The sequence below is a fragment of the Bradyrhizobium sp. HKCCYLRH2047 genome (genome assembly GCF_051168175.1).
In the GTDB taxonomy this organism is placed as follows: Bacteria; Pseudomonadota; Alphaproteobacteria; order Rhizobiales; family Xanthobacteraceae; genus Bradyrhizobium.
Map to the genome: position 1 here is coordinate 122,581 of NZ_JBNPUM010000012.1, position 16,838 is coordinate 139,418.

Sequence of the window (16,838 nt, forward strand, 5' to 3'; positions counted from 1 at the left end):
ATCGGCAAGAAGCTCGCGAGACGCGCCCCCATTGATATGACTATGGTGGCGTGATCGCGGCCCTCGAACTGGATCTCCGGCTCGCTCGCCTGGTGTCATCGACAATGACCGTCAGCTCATATGCGCCTCCAAACGCGGGCACCGCACCTGCGTCGTCACTGCAAACCCAACAGGACTCCAATTGCGGCTGGATGAAACTTCGGGGACAGGTCACACGGTGCCAAACCGGCAGACCGCGGGGCTCATTGTTGACGCAGATCAACGAGCGTCCGCGCGCTCGGACCAAATTTTAGCTGGTACAGCGACGCGTCGGGCGCGTTCGCAATGAACCGGAGCCAATCATGACCACCACGGACGCGGCGAACTCCCGCGGCGGGAGTGAAGCTCAGACCGAGCAGCGGCAATGGGAACGAATCCGCAAGCGCCCGCAAGACTACGTCGGCGCAAACCTGATCGATTATGATCAGGCCAGGCGGACCTTCTCATGGGCCGATGCGCGAGCCTTGCTCGACGGGCTTCCCGGCGGCGGTCTCAACATCGCCCATGAGGCCATCGACCGCCATATGAAGGCCGGTCGCGGCGACAAGCTTGCGCTGCGCTGGATCGGCCGCGACGACAGCACTCGCGATTTCACCTATGCCGCGCTCGGCGCCCAGGTGAACCGCTTCGCCAACACCCTGGCCCGGCACGAGATAAGGAAGGGCGACCGGGTCTTCTCGCTGCTCGGGCGGGTGCCGGAACTCTACATCGCAGCCCTCGGCACGCTGAAGAATGGCGGCGTGTTTTCACCCTTGTTCTCGGCGTTCGGACCCGAGCCCATCAAGGCACGCATGACGATCGGCGGAGCCAAGGCGCTCATCACCACCGAAGCCTTCTATCGCCGCAAGATCGAGCCCTGGCGCAGGGAGCTCGCCAGCCTGGAAAGAGTGTTCCTGACTGAATGCTCGGCCACTTTGCCGCCCGATACGATCGACCTTGCTGCGGCGCTTGCGGAGGCCTCTGAAGCCTTCGAGACGGTGCGGACCCTCCCTGAGGATATGGCGCTGCTCCATTTCACCAGCGGCACGACCGGCACGCCCAAGGGAGCGGTGCATGTGCACGAGGCGGTCATCGCCCACAATGTGACCGGCAAGCTCGTGCTCGACTTTCATCCCGACGATATTTTCTGGTGCACCGCAGACCCGGGATGGGTCACCGGGACTTCTTACGGAATCATTTCGCCACTGACCAATGGCGTGACCATGGTCATCGACCAGGCCGAGTTCGACACCGAGCGCTGGTACCGCATTCTGCAGGATCAGAAAATCACGATCTGGTACACCGCGCCGACCGCAATCCGCATGTTGATGAAGGCCGGCGCCGAATTTGCCAAGAAGTTCGACCTGTCGACGCTGCGCCTGCTCGCCAGCGTCGGCGAGCCGCTCAATCCGGAAGCCGTGATGTGGGGTATGGAGGCTTTCGGTAAGCCGTTCCACGACAATTGGTGGCAGACCGAGACCGGCGGCATCATGATCACGAATTTTCTGTCGATGGACGTGAAGCCGGGGTCGATGGGCCGACCACTACCCGGCATCGAGGCCGGCATCGTCGAACGATTGGAAGGCGGCGGGCTGCGCGAGATTGCCAAGCCGATGGCCATGGGCGAATTGGCCTTGCATCCGGGCTGGCCGTCGATGATGCGGGGCTATCTGAACGAGGAGGCGCGCTACAAGAAGTGCTTTGCAGGCGGCTGGTATCTCACCGGTGACCTCGCGATGCGCGACAGCGATGGCTATTACTGGTTCGTCGGCCGCGCCGACGACGTCATCAAGAGCTCCGGCCATCTGATCGGACCTTTCGAGGTGGAGAGCACCCTGATGGAGCACAAGGCCGTTGCGGAAGCCGGCGTGATTGGCATCCCGGAGCCCACTGCCGGCGAGGTGGTCAAGGCCTATGTGGCGCTCAACCCGGGCTTTGCGCCGAGCGACGCGCTGCGAAAGGAGCTCCTCGGCCACGCGCGGCAGCGGCTCGGACCGGCGGTCGCGCCAAAGGACATCGCGTTCCGCCAGAACCTGCCGAAGACTCGCAGCGGCAAGATCATGCGGCGCCTCCTCAAGGCCCGCGAACTCGGTCTGCCCGAAGGCGACCTCTCCACTCTCGAAAGCGAGGAACGATGACGGTTGCAGCCACAAAGCCGCATTTGTCGCGCGAGCACATGCTGGGTCTGCTCAAGCACATGATCCGCATCCGCCGCTTCGAGGAGAAATGTGCCGAATTGTACACTCAGGAGAAGATCCGCGGCTTCATGCATCTCTACGACGGCGAGGAAGCGGTCGCTGTCGGAGTGATAACCGCGCTGGAAAAACGCGATCGGATCGTGGCGACATATCGCGAGCACGGGCAGGCCCTGGTGCGCGGCGTGCCGATGACAACCGTGATGGCCGAGATGTACGGCAAGCAGGAAGGCTGCAGCCGCGGACGTGGCGGCTCGATGCACTTGTTCAACGCCGCGACCAATTTCTATGGCGGCAATGCCATTGTCGGTGGCGGCCTGCCGTTGGCGATCGGCCTTGCGCTCGCCTCCCATATGCAGGGCGATGATCTCGTCACGGCATGCTTCTTCGGAGACGGCGCGGTGGCCGAAGGCGAATTCCACGAAAGCCTGAATCTGGCGGAGCTTTGGCAGTTGCCGGTGTTGTTCGTGTGCGAAAACAATCTCTACGCCATGGGAACCGCGCTCGCCCTTTCGGAATCCGAAACTGACATCCAGCGCAAGGCGGCATGCTACCGCATCACTTCGGAAGCCGTCGATGGCATGGATGTGGTGGCGGTCGAGGCGGCGGCCCGCCGCGCGGTCCAGGCGGTGCGCAAAACGCGCATGCCCTATTTTCTTGAATGCCGCACCTATCGGCTGCGCGCGCATTCAATGTTCGATCCCCAGCTCTACCGCGACAAGGCCGAGGTCGAGTCGTGGCGTCCACGGGAGCCGATTGTGCGTTTCCAGGGATGGCTCGAGGCCAATCACATGGTCCATCCGGACGAGGTGTCCCGCATGACGGCCGAGATCGATGCCGAAATCGCTGAAGCAGTCGTTTTTGCTGAGGCCGGGACATGGGAGCCGACCGAGCAACTGAGCCGCTTTGTTTATGCAGACAGAGCGGTCCCCACCGGGATGTGAGGTTTCATGCAGCAGGTGGCACCCAGGACCAATGCAATCGAGATGACCTATCGCGAGGCGGTGCGTGCAGCGCTTCGGGACGCGCTCAGCCGCGACAACCGCGTCTTTCTGATGGGTGAGGACGTCGGTCGCTATGGCGGCTGCTACGCGGTGAGTCACGGACTGCTCGCCGAATTCGGGCCGCAGCGGATTCGCGATACGCCGCTCTCGGAGTCAGGCTTTACCGGCGCCGGCATTGGCGCAGCAATGGCTGGCATGCGGCCGATCGTCGAGCTGATGACGGTCAATTTCAGCCTGCTCGCGCTCGATCAGATCCTCAACAATGCAGCGACAGTGCGCCACATGTCGGGCAATCAGTTCGGCGTGCCGCTTGTGATCCGCATGGCCACCGGTGCCGGCCGCCAGCTGGCAGCCCAACATTCCCACAGCCTTGAAGGCTGGTACGCACATATTCCCGGCATCAAGGTGCTCGCGCCGGCAACCTTGGAAGATGCCCGCGGCATGCTGTGGACCGCCCTACAGGAACCCGACCCGGTGCTGATCTTCGAGAACGTCATGCTCTACAACATGTCGGGCAAGCTCGCGTCCGGTGCCGGAGCCGTCAATATCGACAAGGCTGCCGTGCGCCGCCAGGGCCGCGATATTTCTCTCATCACCTATGGCGGGTCGCTCTGGAAGACGCTCGAGGCTGCGACCGCGCTCGCAACCGATGGCATCGATGCCGAGGTGATCGATCTGCGCAGTCTGCGGCCGCTCGACGACGCCACGATCATGACTTCGGTGGCCAAGACCCGGCGTGCCGTCATCGTCGACGAAGGCTGGCGTTCCGGGAGCCTGGCGGCAGAGATCGGCATGCGCATCGTCGAACAAGCCTTCTGGTCGCTCGACGCGCCGATCGGGCGGGTTTGCAGCGAGGAGGTGCCGATCCCCTACCCTCACCACCTCGAAAACGCGGCACTGCCACAGACAGCGAAGATCGTGACCGCCGCGAAAACGGCGCTCGGCCGGACGTGAGGCGGGCCGTGGCCGAATTCCTCATGCCCTCTCTCGGCGCCGATATGGAAGCCGGCACGCTGGTGGAATGGCTGGTGAAGCCGGGAGACCGGGTCAAACGCGGCGATATTGTTGCGGTGGTCGAGACACAGAAGGGCGCGATCGAGATCGAAACCTTCCTGGCCGGCGAAATCGAAAAATTCCTCGTCAATCTTCACAGCAAGGTGCCAGTCGGAACGCCGCTAGCATTGATCCGTACCGACGGTGAAGAAGGAGCCGCCGTCACAGCGCCGGTGCCACCGCCGTTACCTCTGCCAACCGCGTATCCCCCGATTGCGGTGCCCTCCCAACCACCGCCCACGCCGATCGGCGCGCCAATGCCGCCACCGCTTGCGGCTGCTGTCGTGGGACGGCTTCCCGCTTCGCCTGCCGCACGACGGCTCGCCGCAGAACGCGGCGTCGATCTCTCCACCATCACCGGCAGCGGACCGGGCGGAGCAATCGTCTACGTCGACGTGGAGCGACAGTCCGGCGCAACCCCGCCACCAACCGAAAAGAGGCGCGCGGGCGGGCTTGATCTCGCGGCGATGCGGACAGCCATCGCGGCCGCAATGGCCCGGTCGAAGCGGGAGATCCCACACTATTATCTTGAACATCAGATCGACGTCACGCCATGCGAACACTGGCTGGCCGACCAAAACGTGGCGCTTCCGCCCGACAGCCGCCTTTTGATCGGCGCGCTTGCGCTGAAGGCGGTCGCGCTGGCGATTCGTCGCTTTCCAGCCTTCAACGGCTTCTACCGCGACAACAAATTCGAGCCGTCAAAGGCGGTGCATGTCGGGGTTGCCATTGCGATCCGCGGCGGCGGCTTGGCGGCGCCGGCTCTGCATGACGCGGACCGACTGCCGCTCCACGACTTGATGAGCAGCTTACGCGACCTGGTGCAACGAACGCGCTCGGGGCGGATTCGCAGTTCGGAACTGTCAGATCCGACGATCACAGTATCCAGCCTAGGCGAGCGCGGAGTCGAAGCTCTCTATGCCATCATCTATCCACCCCAGGTCGCGATCGTTGGCTTTGGTAAGGTCGTTACGCGTCCCTGGATCATCGATGGCGTGATCGGCCCCCGTTCCGTGGTGACCATGACGCTGGCAGGTGATCATCGCGTGACCGATGGACACGCCGGCGCCTTGTTTCTGGCCGAGATCGGCAGACTTTTGCAGGAGCCTGAAAAGCTATGACCGAGATCGAGATTCGCAAAATCACGCAGGGTGAGCTCAGCGAAATCGTCAAACAGGAGCTTAACAACATCGCGCCAGAAGTCGATCTGGCAAACATTGATCCAGCAGCTGATTTGCGCGAGACCGTCGATATTGACTCGATAGACTTCCTGAACCTCGTGACCGCCCTGCATCACCGGACGGGCATCGATATTCCGGAGATCGACTATCCCAAACTCGTTACTCTCTCCGGAATGATCGCCTATCTCAGAGCCAAACTGGAATCGGCCAAGGAGTAAGTTGGTTGCGCCCGCGGGAATTGCGAGTTCTGAGCCTTGCCCGGCAACTTCAATCGCCGGCCGCTTTAATCAGGATGCAACGGGCGGCGGCGCGCGCCCCCCGGTCGGAGCGATGCTGGGCTCTGTCGCAAATTCTTCACAGACCATGCTACCAGCGTTCGAGCTGCTCCAACCGCGAGAAAAGCGGACATTGGTGCTGGGCAACCAGACTAAGGACGAGAAGTCCTGTTTCTGCTAGGCAGTCGGCACGCGATAGCGTGCCCACAGCAACGCGATTGCACAAGATCCGAGTCTCGCCAGTGATTTGTCGGCCCGGCTCGTCAGAATGATGGGAACGCGAGCACCGATCACAACGCCCGCAACGTCCGCGCCGGCGAGATATTCGAGTTGCTTTGCCAGCATGTTACCCGCCTCGATGTCGGGCACAACAAAGATATCGGCCCGTCCGGCAACCGGAGAGACGATGCCTTTGCTCGTCGCCGCCTCCCTGGAAACGGCATTATCGAAGGCGAGTGGCCCGTCGATGACGGCTCCAGTGATCTGACCGCGATCCGCCATCTTGCAGAGTGCCGCCGCATCGATCGTGGAGCGAATCTTCTCGGTAACAGTTTCGATTGCCGAGAGAATTGCGACGTGAGGCGACGGATTGCCAAGCGCATGCGCAAGGTCAACTGCGTTTTGCACAATATCCCTTTTGTCGGAGAGATTTGGATAGATGTTGATGGCTGCGTCGGTCACGAAAAGCGGCCGCGGATAGAGCGGGGTGTCGATGACAAATATGTGGCTCATCCTGCGCTCGGTCCGCAGCTTCTCCTCAGCCAGGATCGGCATCATGAATTCATCTGTATGCAGGCTGCCCTTCATCAGCGCTTCCACCCTGCGGTCGCGGGCGAGGGCGGCCGCCTGTACAGCGGCCGCATGGCTGTGCTCAGCCGGAACGAGTTCGTAAGGGGTCAAATCGAGCTTGGCCTGCTCGGCCGCCGCCCGTATCTTCGCCTCGGGCCCGACCATCACGGGCAGAATCAAGCCCGCTCGCGCTGCTTCGATGGCACCGCTGAGAGACAGGGCATCAACTGGATGGACGACGGCTGTGCGGAGGGGCTGCAGGCCTTCCGCTTGCTCAATGATCCTCTGATAGTGACGGCCCTTCGCTTCGGGGCGGACAGACGCGCCTCCTTGCTGGACTGTGATGGTTCCGCTGTCCATAGGATTCATCCGACATGACTCCGCTCGGAGATGCTTGTCATATCCAGCCCCATGGACAGACGGGTGCCATGAGGTAAATCAAGGTCTGACGACCAGGCAGGCGGCTTGAGAGAAACGTCAATCCAGCCGCGGAGGTTGCGAGGCTGGAGCGGATCGGCGATATCCAGCATTGCTTCAAACTGCCTTTCTGCGCAGGGCTGGTCATGACACGTCGCGTGCCTGCATCGTTGTTACTTGGCAGCGAATCGCAGAAGCTTGTCAGCCTTGCGCCCAGCGTCGTGATCGTTGTGCCGTCACGGACTGGCTGTTCACGTTCGGCTGAGGCAGGTCGCATGTGGCCGGAGACGAAAACGATCCATCTCGTCTCCAATCGGCGAACGGCGCTACGATCCCTTGCGCTCGTTTTCGGTCCCGATACCGGGCGCCGACTTCTCCGAGCCAGCCCCGAGATAATGTTCGAACCAGCGAGCAGCATGCTCAATAACCGCCTCCAGCGCTCCCGGCTCGGGAAACAGGTGGCTGGCACCCGGAATGATTTCCAAGGCCTTCAAACCCTGCAGCCGTGCCAACGCCTCCTTGTTGAGTTCGATCACGCCGACGTCCGCTCCTCCCACAACAAGGAGGGTGGGGGCCCGAACTTCATCAAGGAAGTCACCAGCAAGGTCCGGCCGGCCGCCCCGCGATACGACAGCCCTCACGCGGCGGGGAAATTTCGCGGCCGCAACGAGTGCAGCCGCAGCTCCAGTGCTGGCCCCAAACAGGCCCAAGGGAAGCCTTGCGAGAGACGGCTGTGCATCCAGCCAGCTGACAACGCCAGCGAGCCGGTCCGCTAGCAGCGAGATATCGAAGACGTTGGCCCGATCATCCTCTTCATCGTCGGTGAGAAGATCGAATAGAAGCGTCGCCATACCCCGGGTGTTCAATGCGTCTGCGACCGCCCGGTTTCGCGGACTCAACCGACTTGAACCACTCCCATGTACGAAGGCGACAATTGCATAGGCATCTCCCGGAACATGCAACACTCCTGCAAGACCAATCGGCGGGATCCGGATGTCGTGGGTGTCACTTCTTACCTGTGCCATCGATAAAGCGGCTCCTCGGTAGAGGCCGCAACCTTGTCCTCTCGATAGGCTTCGTTTCTTGACACAGATCAATGAGTGTCCGGTTCTCCGGTGACGATCTTACAATCACCAATTGTCACGGAGAGCGGAAAATGGCGCTCTTCGAGCGAGATTGGGTGTGATCTACGCGAAAGCTTCTATAGCGCGCGTCGGGTCGCTTGACTGGCTTTTCCGCGAATATAAGCAGACGAAGGCGTATCTTGAGAAGGTCTCGAAGCGGTCGTGGCCAAGCTATGAGCACAGCATGCAAGCCGTCTGCGATCTGCGAAACAAAAAAGGTGAGCGCATCGGATCGCTGCCGATCAAGAGTATCACCCCGCGCGCCGCGAATAGCGCGGGCGAAAGTGTCCTCTTTCGGCGCGGCGAAAAATTCGTCGGCCTATGCCGCAAGGCATGGCGCGTAGTTCACCGACTATACCCGGCCGAATTCGCCGTCGAGTGTGAACGTGAGGGGCAGACCAATTTCCTTCCGCATCCGTTGAACGATCTTCTGCATGCCGGAGAACGAGTAGGGCTTGCTGACAGTCTTGGCGCCTGCCGGCATGGCGGGATGACCGAACTTGAGGAAGCCGAACTTACGGAGGGACAGGGGCGCGCCCTGTCGGCACACTGCACAAAGGAAAGTTACGCCGGCTATGCCGAGCGCACAGCTCCGCGCATCCTTGCGGCCACACGCAAACGACGAGCTCACGTCTTGGCGAACACAACGCAAACGGAGTTTCAGAATGCGGTCTCTGGCGAGTTTCAGAACAACAAAATCGTGAAAATGTAAGATACTGACCGGGCAGCAGAAATCTGGCTGGGGCGGGAGGGATCGAACCTCCGAATGGCGGAATCAAAATCCGCTGCCTTACCGCTTGGCTACGCCCCATCAGGCTCGGCGGATCGGCGTAGCGTGGAGACGCACGGCGATTCCGGATCGGCGTCCGTGGTCTACAGAGCGCGCCCGCCCATTTCAACCGCCGGGCGGCAGGAATTTTACGGCGCGCCCAAGTGATCCGGGGCTGCCGCCAATTCGTCAATTTGGACAAGCTCTTATCCCGCCCGTCCCGAGCCGCCGCGGCGGCCTGCCGCAACGACTTGCGAAAAAGTTGAGACCCGGCCGGTTTCATGGGATGACGGCGGCCAAACCGGCAAATTTCGACCCCCGAGGACACGCCATGACCTATCGCGCCCCGCTCAACGACATGCTGCTCGCCCTCAACCACGGCGCCGGGCTGAAGGCGGCGGTCGAGGCCGGCCATTACGGCGATTTCGACCCCGACATCACCGCCGCCGTGCTCGAGGAGGCCGGCAAGTTCGCCACCGACGTGCTCGCCCCGCTCAACACGATCGGCGACAGGAACGGCGTCAAGCTCGCCGACAAGAAGGTGACGACCGCGCCGGGCTGGCCCGATGCCTACAAGCGCTGGACCGAGGCCGGCTGGAACGCGGTGTCCGGCCCCGAGGCGCATGGCGGCCAGGGCCTGCCGCTCGCCATCAACGCCGCCTGCACCGAGATCTGGAGCGCCTCGAACGTCGCCTTCGGCCTGTGCCCGCTGCTGACACTCTCCGCCATCGAGGCGCTCGACGCGCATGGCAGCGACGAGCTGAAGGACATCTATCTCGGCAAGCTGATCTCCGGTGAGTGGACCGGCACCATGCAGCTGACCGAGCCGCAGGCCGGCTCCGATGTCGGCGCCTTGCGCACCCGCGCCGAGCGCGCCGCCGACGGCACCTACCGCATCACCGGCTCGAAGATCTTCATCACCTATGGCGATCACGACATGACCGACAACATCGTGCATTTCGTGCTCGCGCGGCTGCCGGATGCGCCGGCCGGCACCAAGGGCATCTCGCTCTTCCTCATCCCCAAATTCCTCGTCAACGCCGACGGCTCGCTCGGCGCCCGCAACGACATCTATGCCAGCGGCATCGAGCACAAGCTCGGCATGCACGCCTCGCCGACCTGCACCATGACGATGGGCGACCATGGCGGCGCCATCGGCTATCTCGTCGGCGAAGAGAATGCCGGCATGCGCTGCATGTTCACGATGATGAACCAGGCGCGGCTCGGCGTCGGCCTCGAGGGCGTCGGCGTCGCCGATCGCGCCTATCAGCAGGCGCTGGCCTATGCGCAGGAGCGCAAACAGGGCCGCGCCGTCGGCAGCAAAGGCACCGGCTCCGATGCGATCATCGCCCATCCCGACGTCAAGCGCATGCTGATGCAGATGCGCTCGCTGACCGCCGCCTCGCGCTCGATCTGCTACGCCACCGCCGTCGCGCTCGATGTCGCCGTGCGCGCCAAGGATCCGGCCGTCCGTGCCGAGGCCGCCGCGCGCGGCGCGCTGCTGACGCCGATCGCGAAGGCCTTCTCCACCGACATCGGCAACGAGGTCGCCTATCTCGGCGTGCAGATCCATGGCGGCATGGGCTTCATCGAGGAGACCGGCGCCGCACAGCACTATCGCGACGCCCGCATCACCGCGATCTACGAGGGCACCAACGGCATCCAGGCGATCGACCTGGTGACGCGCAAGCTCGGCGCCAATGGCGGCGCCTCCGTCTTCAAGCTGCTCGACGAGCTCACCGAGATCGTCCGCCGCGTCGAGGCCTCGAACGATCCGGCCTTCGGCACCACCGGCGCCAAGCTGCGCGACGCGCTGGGCGCGCTCGACCGCTCCAGCCGCTGGCTGCTGGACAAGCTCGGCACCGCGCCGAACGACGCGCTCGCCGGCGCCACGCCTTACCTGCGCCTGTTCGGCTCCGCGCTCGGCGGCTGCATGCTCGCCAACGAGGCGCTGGCCGCGCGCAGCGAGAACGAGACCGACGGCGCCCGCCACGTCGCGCTGGCCCGCTTCTTCGCCGAGACGTTCGCGGTGCAGGCGCCGTCGCTGGAAAAGACCGTCACCGACGGCGCCGACGCCGTGCTCGCCGCGGAGGCCGTGCTGGTGGCGTGAGGACTCATTGCCGCAGCCACGCGCCGGGACTCGAGACATCGTTGTCCGGCGCAATCCTCTCCGCATCGTCATTCCGGGGCGCCCGCAGGGCGAGCCCGGAATGACAACTGAGTTTGTAGCACGCGCCTGCCCAACATTCCGTGATCGCGATCGCAGCGACGCGGCAATACCAATCCACACCTCAAGCAGCGCTCATGGTTGAACGACGCATGAGCATCCGCGTTCTCGCGACGCGCTGCGCGCCCGAGTGATGCCCTTGAGTCCCGCCCTCACCAAGTGGAGGGCGCGAGGAAGGCCGGACCTCGGCTGAGGCCCGTGGCCCGCCTGCAGAAAAAAAGCAGGCGGCAGTCACCACAGGTACAGCCGGACAGACCCGGCCTTCCCCGCGCGATGGTTTTAACGGGCTATAGCGCGCTCTTCCTGGTGCACCGGGCTTTCTGGCCACCATGTCGCGACAATGCGCTCTCGCGCATCGCGCTGGATACTAGCATCGGAGTATCAGAACCACACGCCTTCACCGTCCGCGAGCAGCCGTTCGTCCGTGCCAACGGCACTGCGCCCACCCGCGTCCACCGCATCCCGCTGCCAACGTCCGTGACGACCGCGAACCGTCCCCTACCGTGCAACGGGATGCGCGGACCATAATGCTGATTTGGGTGAGACGAAAAGCAATTTATGTTTTTCAGAATCCATTGACAGAAGTTTTCGGATTACCATGATTTGCCCGTCGGGCGCGGCCAACCAGCCGCAGCCCACCAGCAGCCCTCGATCGCACCTCGGGCCATCAATTCAATCACAGACTGAAGACGCGGCGGAGAGTTGCATCCCTTACCCCCGCCAGTCTGGTGCGGGACACGGGGCCAATGCGAAGGATGCGGATTCAGGACGCGAGAGGGAGGCGGTCATGGAGATACACGGACTGTTGAAGCGGCGGGCGACCGCCGGCGGATCGATCGCCAGCCTGCTCGCATCGACGGGCCGGCCGGCCGCGCAGGCAAAGTCCGAATTCGTTGCCGCCGCCGGGACTGACCTGCTGGTGCTGGAGCCGAACAGTCCACAATTCGTCGGGCTCACACAGGGCTTCAATCGGCGCTGGCTGGCGCCGAACTGCGCGGTGATCTTCGTCCCGCTGACCGAGCAAGGCGCACAGGTCGCGCTCGCCAAGGCGGTCGGCTTCGGTCCCGGCCATGTCCAGGTGAGCGGTGGAGGCCACTGCTACGAGGACTTCGTTTTCACCGAGCAGACGCTGGCCCTCATCGACGTCAGCCTGCTCGACGAGATCGGTTTTGACGCGCAACAGGGTGTCTACTACGCCCAGAGCGGCGGCACCAACTGGGACCTCTACCGCCGGCTCCATTGGCACTTCGGCCTCACTCTGCCGGCTGGATCCTGCGACTCCGTCGGCCTCGGCGGGCACATGTGCGGCGGCGGCAATTTCGGCCTGATCGCGCGCCCTGATCGCGCGCTATGAGTTCGCCACGCTGACCCAGACCAAGGCGGAGTGGGATCCGCTCGACTAGTTTTAGAACTGCCAATCGATCGTTGCCACGTGATGGCGAGCGCGCGGACGACTCGCCGCAGGACCGCAACCTGCGGCTCTATGCTTCTGGGACAGATTATGTCACCCGATTGGGCTTGGCATCCGTTGGCTTGTTGTCAGATTGAAATTTCAACCGCGACACTATCTCGGACCCATTCGGTCATTCCCGACTTCAATCTCTTTGCCTGCCAATCGTGAAACGCCTTACTCGCGTACAACTTGTCGACGGCATCGCCGTACGCTTTGAAGGTCTGGAAGCCTACCGCGAGAACCAAATTCCCAACCTCGCCCACTGAGGGAGACCATAGCTTTACGTTGCCGCCGAAGGTCCGCCAGAGGGCAGCAATTTCTGCTGTCATGTTGATAAGCTCCGCGAGGTCGCTGCCGGGTTGCGGCTTGACTATGTATTGAGCAACTACTGCCATCGTCGTCCCCCCTCATCGCGCGGCTGCATAACTGATATTATATTCGGCATCTGCCCTCTCCTTGTTGTTCATCCTCTCATCGGCAACTACAGCGTGCTTCAATATCGATACGCGCAGCTTGAGGCAGATCAATCCGGTGTCTATCCGGTTGCGATGGATGCAACTCGTCTGTGCCAACGATATGATCGGGCCTGACACTACGCATTACGGCGACGGTGCAATTACTTAGCTATGAGATCTGGTCGAGGTACCGCCATGCGGGGCGCATCCCCCAACCTCCCCCAGCGCTCTCGGCACCTCGTCAGCGGCGAAGGCGACCCAGCACGCTGGCGACAGCCGGCTCGCATCGATGGTCCTGACGCGTGCAGGATTTGCGTCGCATGCAGCCGGCTGTCGCGCGACTCACCTTCGCCGCCCTTGACTTCCGTCGTCGATCCCTCCAGTTCTACCTGGCCTGGTTCCGGCGCGACCACGGTCACGCAGTTCGCCCCCATTTGGCGAAGGCTTTGGGAAGGCTCTAAATAGTTCGCTGTTTTTCATCAAAGTCATTCGGAGAATGAATATGAGATCCGTCGTTGCCGCGCTGTTCGGCGCTGCCCTGATGCTGTCGTCTGCGCCGGCGTCGGCGGTCGTCCTCGATTTGTCGACCATGAGCTGCAAGCAGTTCGCTGAAAGCGGCGACAACGGCATCCAGATGGTGCTGATCTGGCTCGACGGCTGGTACAAGGGCGACCAGGACGAGGCCATCTTCGACACCGAGGTGTTCGTCGAAAACGCCAAGAAGTTCGGCAAATATTGCGCCGAGCATCCGACGGTGAGCATTGTGACCGCCGCGGAGAAGATCCTCGGCAAGTAGCCGCACTACGCGTCGTCGCGCTCCCGCGCATGCGTCAGGACACCATGGCCTTGATCAGCGCGGTGTCGGCGAACTCAAGGAATTCGACGATCTTCCCGTCGCGGATCCGGAACAGGTCGAGGATGTCGGTTTCGCGTGTCATCTTCGTCGGCTGGCTGCGGACGACGGCGCGGGAATGCACCACCACGCGGTCCTGATCCACCAGCTCGGCGAGGACTTGGCGCTGCACGAATTCGAAAGTATCGATGAGCCTGGCTACGCCCTGCCGGATGTCACAATGACCGCGCATGCAGCCGACCATCGCCGTGGTGGTGTTGTCGCCTGCCAGCGTGAACACGGCATCTGGATGAAATTCGGCCATCAGATCATCCAGTGCGCCGGCATCGCGGGCCTTGTAGGCGCGCCTGACCCGTTCGAGAAGTTCATCACGATTTGCCATCGCTCCCTCCCATCGTTCGGACGAGACCTTAGCGACTGACATCTCTACTTTCAATTGAGTTCTTCGATCGACTCGCTCTCGACAACCGTGCTCCCGTACCTCAGAGCTGAAGCGCGGCCATAGCATCGATGGCGCCTGCGCGGGAGGCGACAACGCTGCCGACGTCATCATGTGTCGAGGGCAGCGTCGCGACACATTCGGACGCAACTCGTCGCGCCAGCTCCGCGCTGCCGCTGCGTTGAAGAAGCGAGCCGCGCGGCTTGCGCGGCACGGTCCCTCTTCACGCGAGACTCCCATGTCGATCAGCTCCGTCACGACGCCCATCACCTCGGTCCCGACCACAACCGCCACCTCCTCCACCTCGACGACTTCAACATCATCGGCCACGAGCTCATCCAGCAGTACGTCGGAGAGCTCCTCCGGCAACGGCGGCTCGTCGTCAGGCAAGACCGTGGTCAGCGAGGTCTCGATCACCTTGGACGGGATCACGACGACGACGATCACCTATTCCGACGGCTCGACCGAGGTGACCAAGACCTCTGCGGCCTCGAACGAGAGCGGCAACAACGCGCAGACTTACAATGCGCAGGGCGCGACCAATGGCGCGGCCGGCAGCACGGCTGCGTCGAGCCAAAGCGTGACGGCCTGAGACTGGCCCGCATTGCCTGCCCGTCCTGCGCACCGGGCCGAGCGACGACGCGGCGCCCAGAAAACGCGGCGGCTTTCGAACGCATCGGTTCCGAACGAGGAACTTTGCCAGCGTCGCAGAGGCGCGCGGCGACCGCTCGTCGCGTCGCACTGACGCCATGAAGCAACACTCCGCGCGCGATGTCGTGCGCGGCCCATTGTTAATTTGCCCTCGCCCGCCGAGTCACGCCTGTTAGCAGGCAGCTGCGACAATGGGGAGGATGTCGATGTTGCGGGGTGTGATCGGCGCGGGGATTCTGATCCTGGCGATGGGGTCCGAGGTGCAGGCGGCCAACGAGGCCGGTCCTGAGACCCGGATGTCCTGTTCGGAAGTCCGCTACTACGTCGAGAAATATACCGCCGAGGTCGCCGAGATGTATGCGCGCAGCCGCGGCGCCACCGAGGCCCAGATCAGCCGCGCACGGCGATGCCTGACGCCCATCCACTTCCGCCGGGCGGAGCGGTGGCGGAGCTACACGGAGTAGATCGAGATACGGATCGCGCGACAACGCGCAGCGCGATGGCCGGGATAAGCCCGGCCATGACGCCTTGGCAGACGTGTAGGGCGGGTTAGCCGAAGGCGTAGCCCGCGATGTTGGGAAAGTGGCGGATCACGCTTCGCTGATCCGCCCTACACACGATGCTCACGCCTGCTCGATCGCCGCCGGCATCTTGGCGACCGACATCAGCGAGCGGGCGACCTGGTTGAGGAGCTGATCGGCGTTCTCCTCCTCGGCCAGCGACTTCGACAGCAGCGCGACGACGGCGCTGTGGCGGAGCTGCTGGGCGAGATTGCGCGCGGTGGTGTAGCCGGACATCTCGTAGTGTTCGACACGCTGCGCGGCGCCGATCAGCGCCAGATCGGCGGCGGCATCCTCCTTGTCCTCGCCTTGCGCGATGATCTCCTGGCCTTCCTCGACCAGGCCCATCATGCCCTTGCAGGGTTTTGCCCGCGGCGTCTTGCCGAGCAGCTCGAAGCATTCGTTGATGCGCTCGATCTGCGCCTCGGTCTCGGCCAGATGCTGCTCGAACAGTTCACGGAGCTGATCGAAGCGCGCGGCCTCCGCCATCTTCGGCAGCGCCTTGGTGAGCTGCTTCTCGGCGTGGAGGATGTCGCGCAGCTCCTCGATCAGGAGATCGCCGAGGCCGGCCTCGTCGGCCGGCGGCGAGCTCTCGGTGACGATCGCATTGGCCGCGCCGTTCTCGGCCTGGATCGCCGGCGATTCCGTGAACACCCAGTCGCCGCCCTCGTTCCAGGGACCGCGGGTGTCGATCTCGCCGTGGTCGCCGGTGCCGGTGGAATCGTTGAAGAACTGATCGACCAGGCCCGGCGTCGGCGCGATGCGGCCGATGCTGAAGGCCGGCTTGTTCATGCTCTCCAACGCCAGCGCGAACGCCTTCATGTGGGTGATCTCGCGCGTCATCAGGAACTGCAGCGCGTCCTTCGTGCCGGCATCGTCGGTGAAATTGATCAGCCGCTCATAGACGATCTTGGCGCGGGCTTCGGCGGCGATGTTGCTGCGCAGGTCGACGTCGAGCTCGCCGGTGATCTTGAGATAGTCCGCGGTCCAGGCGCTGCCCTGCGAGTTGAACAGGTTGACGCCGCCACCGCCGGCGATCGCGATCAGCGGATCGGCCTCGGCCGCCTCGCGGTCGAACTTGGCGGGCTTGAGATGCATGCGGGCCAGCGTGCCGACGACCTCGAGATGGCTCAGCTCCTCGGTGCCGATGTCCATCAACAGGTCCTTGCGATCGGGGTCCTCGCAATTGAGGCCCTGGATCGAGTACTGCATGGCGGCGGCGAGCTCGCCATTGGCGCCGCCGAACTGCTCCAGCAGCATGTTGCCGAAGCGCGGATCGGGCTCGTCGACACGGACGGTGAACATCAGCTTCTTGACGTGGTGATACATGGAAGGCCTCGGACGTTTGCGGGGACGGCAAGCAAGGTCCGAACGG

The 16,838-nt window shown here is 63.2% G+C and carries 16 protein-coding genes and 1 tRNA gene; 11 read left to right on the plus strand and 6 right to left on the minus strand.

Annotation, left to right across the window (positions count from 1 at the left end; genetic code table 11):
• Positions 1-341: 341 nt before the first annotated feature.
• The 5 genes from acsA to ACQR1D_RS25960 are packed head-to-tail and all read left to right on the plus strand — an operon-like array spanning position 342 to position 5,669.
• A complete protein-coding gene (acsA, locus tag ACQR1D_RS25940) occupies positions 342-2,156 on the plus strand; it encodes an acetate--CoA ligase (protein ID WP_434894158.1) in 1,815 nt (604 codons plus the stop codon).
• Entirely contained in the window at positions 2,153-3,157 is a 1,005-nt protein-coding gene (pdhA, locus tag ACQR1D_RS25945; protein WP_315802374.1) for a pyruvate dehydrogenase (acetyl-transferring) E1 component subunit alpha, read from the plus strand. Before acsA ends, pdhA begins: the two co-directional genes overlap by 4 nt.
• Before the next feature lie 6 nt (positions 3,158-3,163).
• Positions 3,164-4,171, plus strand: a complete 1,008-nt coding sequence (locus tag ACQR1D_RS25950) for an alpha-ketoacid dehydrogenase subunit beta (protein ID WP_315802373.1) — start codon at positions 3,164-3,166, stop codon at positions 4,169-4,171.
• Between the two features lie 8 nt (positions 4,172-4,179).
• Positions 4,180-5,391 (plus strand): dihydrolipoamide acetyltransferase family protein, encoded by a 1,212-nt coding sequence (locus tag ACQR1D_RS25955; protein ID WP_434894159.1) that lies wholly within the window; start codon positions 4,180-4,182, stop codon positions 5,389-5,391.
• A complete protein-coding gene (locus tag ACQR1D_RS25960) occupies positions 5,388-5,669 on the plus strand; it encodes an acyl carrier protein (protein WP_315802371.1) in 282 nt (93 codons plus the stop codon). Before ACQR1D_RS25955 ends, ACQR1D_RS25960 begins: the two co-directional genes overlap by 4 nt.
• 234 nt (positions 5,670-5,903) lie before the next feature.
• On the opposite strand, the gene ACQR1D_RS25965 is transcribed toward ACQR1D_RS25960, so the two are convergent.
• Positions 5,904-6,875 (minus strand): bifunctional enoyl-CoA hydratase/phosphate acetyltransferase, encoded by a 972-nt coding sequence (locus ACQR1D_RS25965; protein WP_315802370.1) that lies wholly within the window; start codon positions 6,873-6,875, stop codon positions 5,904-5,906.
• A gap of 383 nt (positions 6,876-7,258) precedes the next feature.
• Entirely contained in the window at positions 7,259-7,783 is a 525-nt protein-coding gene (locus ACQR1D_RS25970) for a dienelactone hydrolase family protein (RefSeq protein WP_434839793.1), read from the minus strand.
• A 325-nt stretch (positions 7,784-8,108) separates the two neighbouring features.
• Between ACQR1D_RS25970 and ACQR1D_RS25975 the strand changes: the two genes are divergently transcribed.
• A complete protein-coding gene (locus ACQR1D_RS25975) occupies positions 8,109-8,768 on the plus strand; it encodes a hypothetical protein (RefSeq protein ID WP_434839794.1) in 660 nt (219 codons plus the stop codon).
• A gap of 24 nt (positions 8,769-8,792) precedes the next feature.
• On the opposite strand, the gene ACQR1D_RS25980 is transcribed toward ACQR1D_RS25975, so the two are convergent.
• Positions 8,793-8,867: transfer RNA gene (locus ACQR1D_RS25980), tRNA-Gln, on the minus strand.
• A 289-nt stretch (positions 8,868-9,156) separates the two neighbouring features.
• Here ACQR1D_RS25980 and ACQR1D_RS25985 point away from each other — a divergent pair.
• Positions 9,157-10,935 carry an acyl-CoA dehydrogenase gene (locus ACQR1D_RS25985; RefSeq protein ID WP_315802338.1) on the plus strand — a complete coding sequence of 593 codons (1,779 nt, stop codon included), beginning with the start codon at positions 9,157-9,159 and terminating at the stop codon, positions 10,933-10,935.
• A 904-nt stretch (positions 10,936-11,839) separates the two neighbouring features.
• Complete coding sequence (locus ACQR1D_RS25990; protein ID WP_434839795.1) at positions 11,840-12,406, plus strand: hypothetical protein; 567 nt, start codon at positions 11,840-11,842, stop codon at positions 12,404-12,406.
• A 185-nt stretch (positions 12,407-12,591) separates the two neighbouring features.
• Here the strand turns inward: ACQR1D_RS25990 and ACQR1D_RS25995 are convergent, their stop codons facing one another.
• Positions 12,592-12,900, minus strand: a complete 309-nt coding sequence (locus tag ACQR1D_RS25995; RefSeq protein ID WP_434839796.1) for a hypothetical protein — start codon at positions 12,898-12,900, stop codon at positions 12,592-12,594.
• Positions 12,901-13,462: 562 nt separating this feature from the next.
• On the opposite strand from ACQR1D_RS25995, the gene ACQR1D_RS26000 reads away from it, so the two are divergent.
• Complete coding sequence (locus ACQR1D_RS26000; RefSeq protein ID WP_434839797.1) at positions 13,463-13,756, plus strand: HdeA/HdeB family chaperone; 294 nt, start codon at positions 13,463-13,465, stop codon at positions 13,754-13,756.
• Positions 13,757-13,790: 34 nt separating this feature from the next.
• Here ACQR1D_RS26000 and ACQR1D_RS26005 read toward each other — a convergent pair whose 3' ends face one another.
• On the minus strand, positions 13,791-14,699 hold the full coding sequence (locus tag ACQR1D_RS26005) for a nuclear transport factor 2 family protein (RefSeq protein WP_434839798.1): 909 nt from the start codon (positions 14,697-14,699) through the stop codon (positions 13,791-13,793).
• Between ACQR1D_RS26005 and ACQR1D_RS26010 the strand changes: the two genes are divergently transcribed.
• Positions 14,671-14,844 carry a hypothetical protein gene (locus ACQR1D_RS26010; protein ID WP_434839799.1) on the plus strand — a complete coding sequence of 58 codons (174 nt, stop codon included), beginning with the start codon at positions 14,671-14,673 and terminating at the stop codon, positions 14,842-14,844. The two genes, ACQR1D_RS26005 and ACQR1D_RS26010, sit on opposite strands and share 29 nt — an antisense overlap.
• A gap of 265 nt (positions 14,845-15,109) precedes the next feature.
• Positions 15,110-15,367, plus strand: a complete 258-nt coding sequence (locus tag ACQR1D_RS26015; RefSeq protein ID WP_434839800.1) for a hypothetical protein — start codon at positions 15,110-15,112, stop codon at positions 15,365-15,367.
• A gap of 159 nt (positions 15,368-15,526) precedes the next feature.
• Here ACQR1D_RS26015 and ACQR1D_RS26020 read toward each other — a convergent pair whose 3' ends face one another.
• Positions 15,527-16,792, minus strand: coding sequence for a DUF892 family protein (locus ACQR1D_RS26020; protein WP_315802333.1), 1,266 nt, complete (start codon positions 16,790-16,792; stop codon positions 15,527-15,529).
• Between the last annotated feature and the right edge of the window lie 46 nt (positions 16,793-16,838).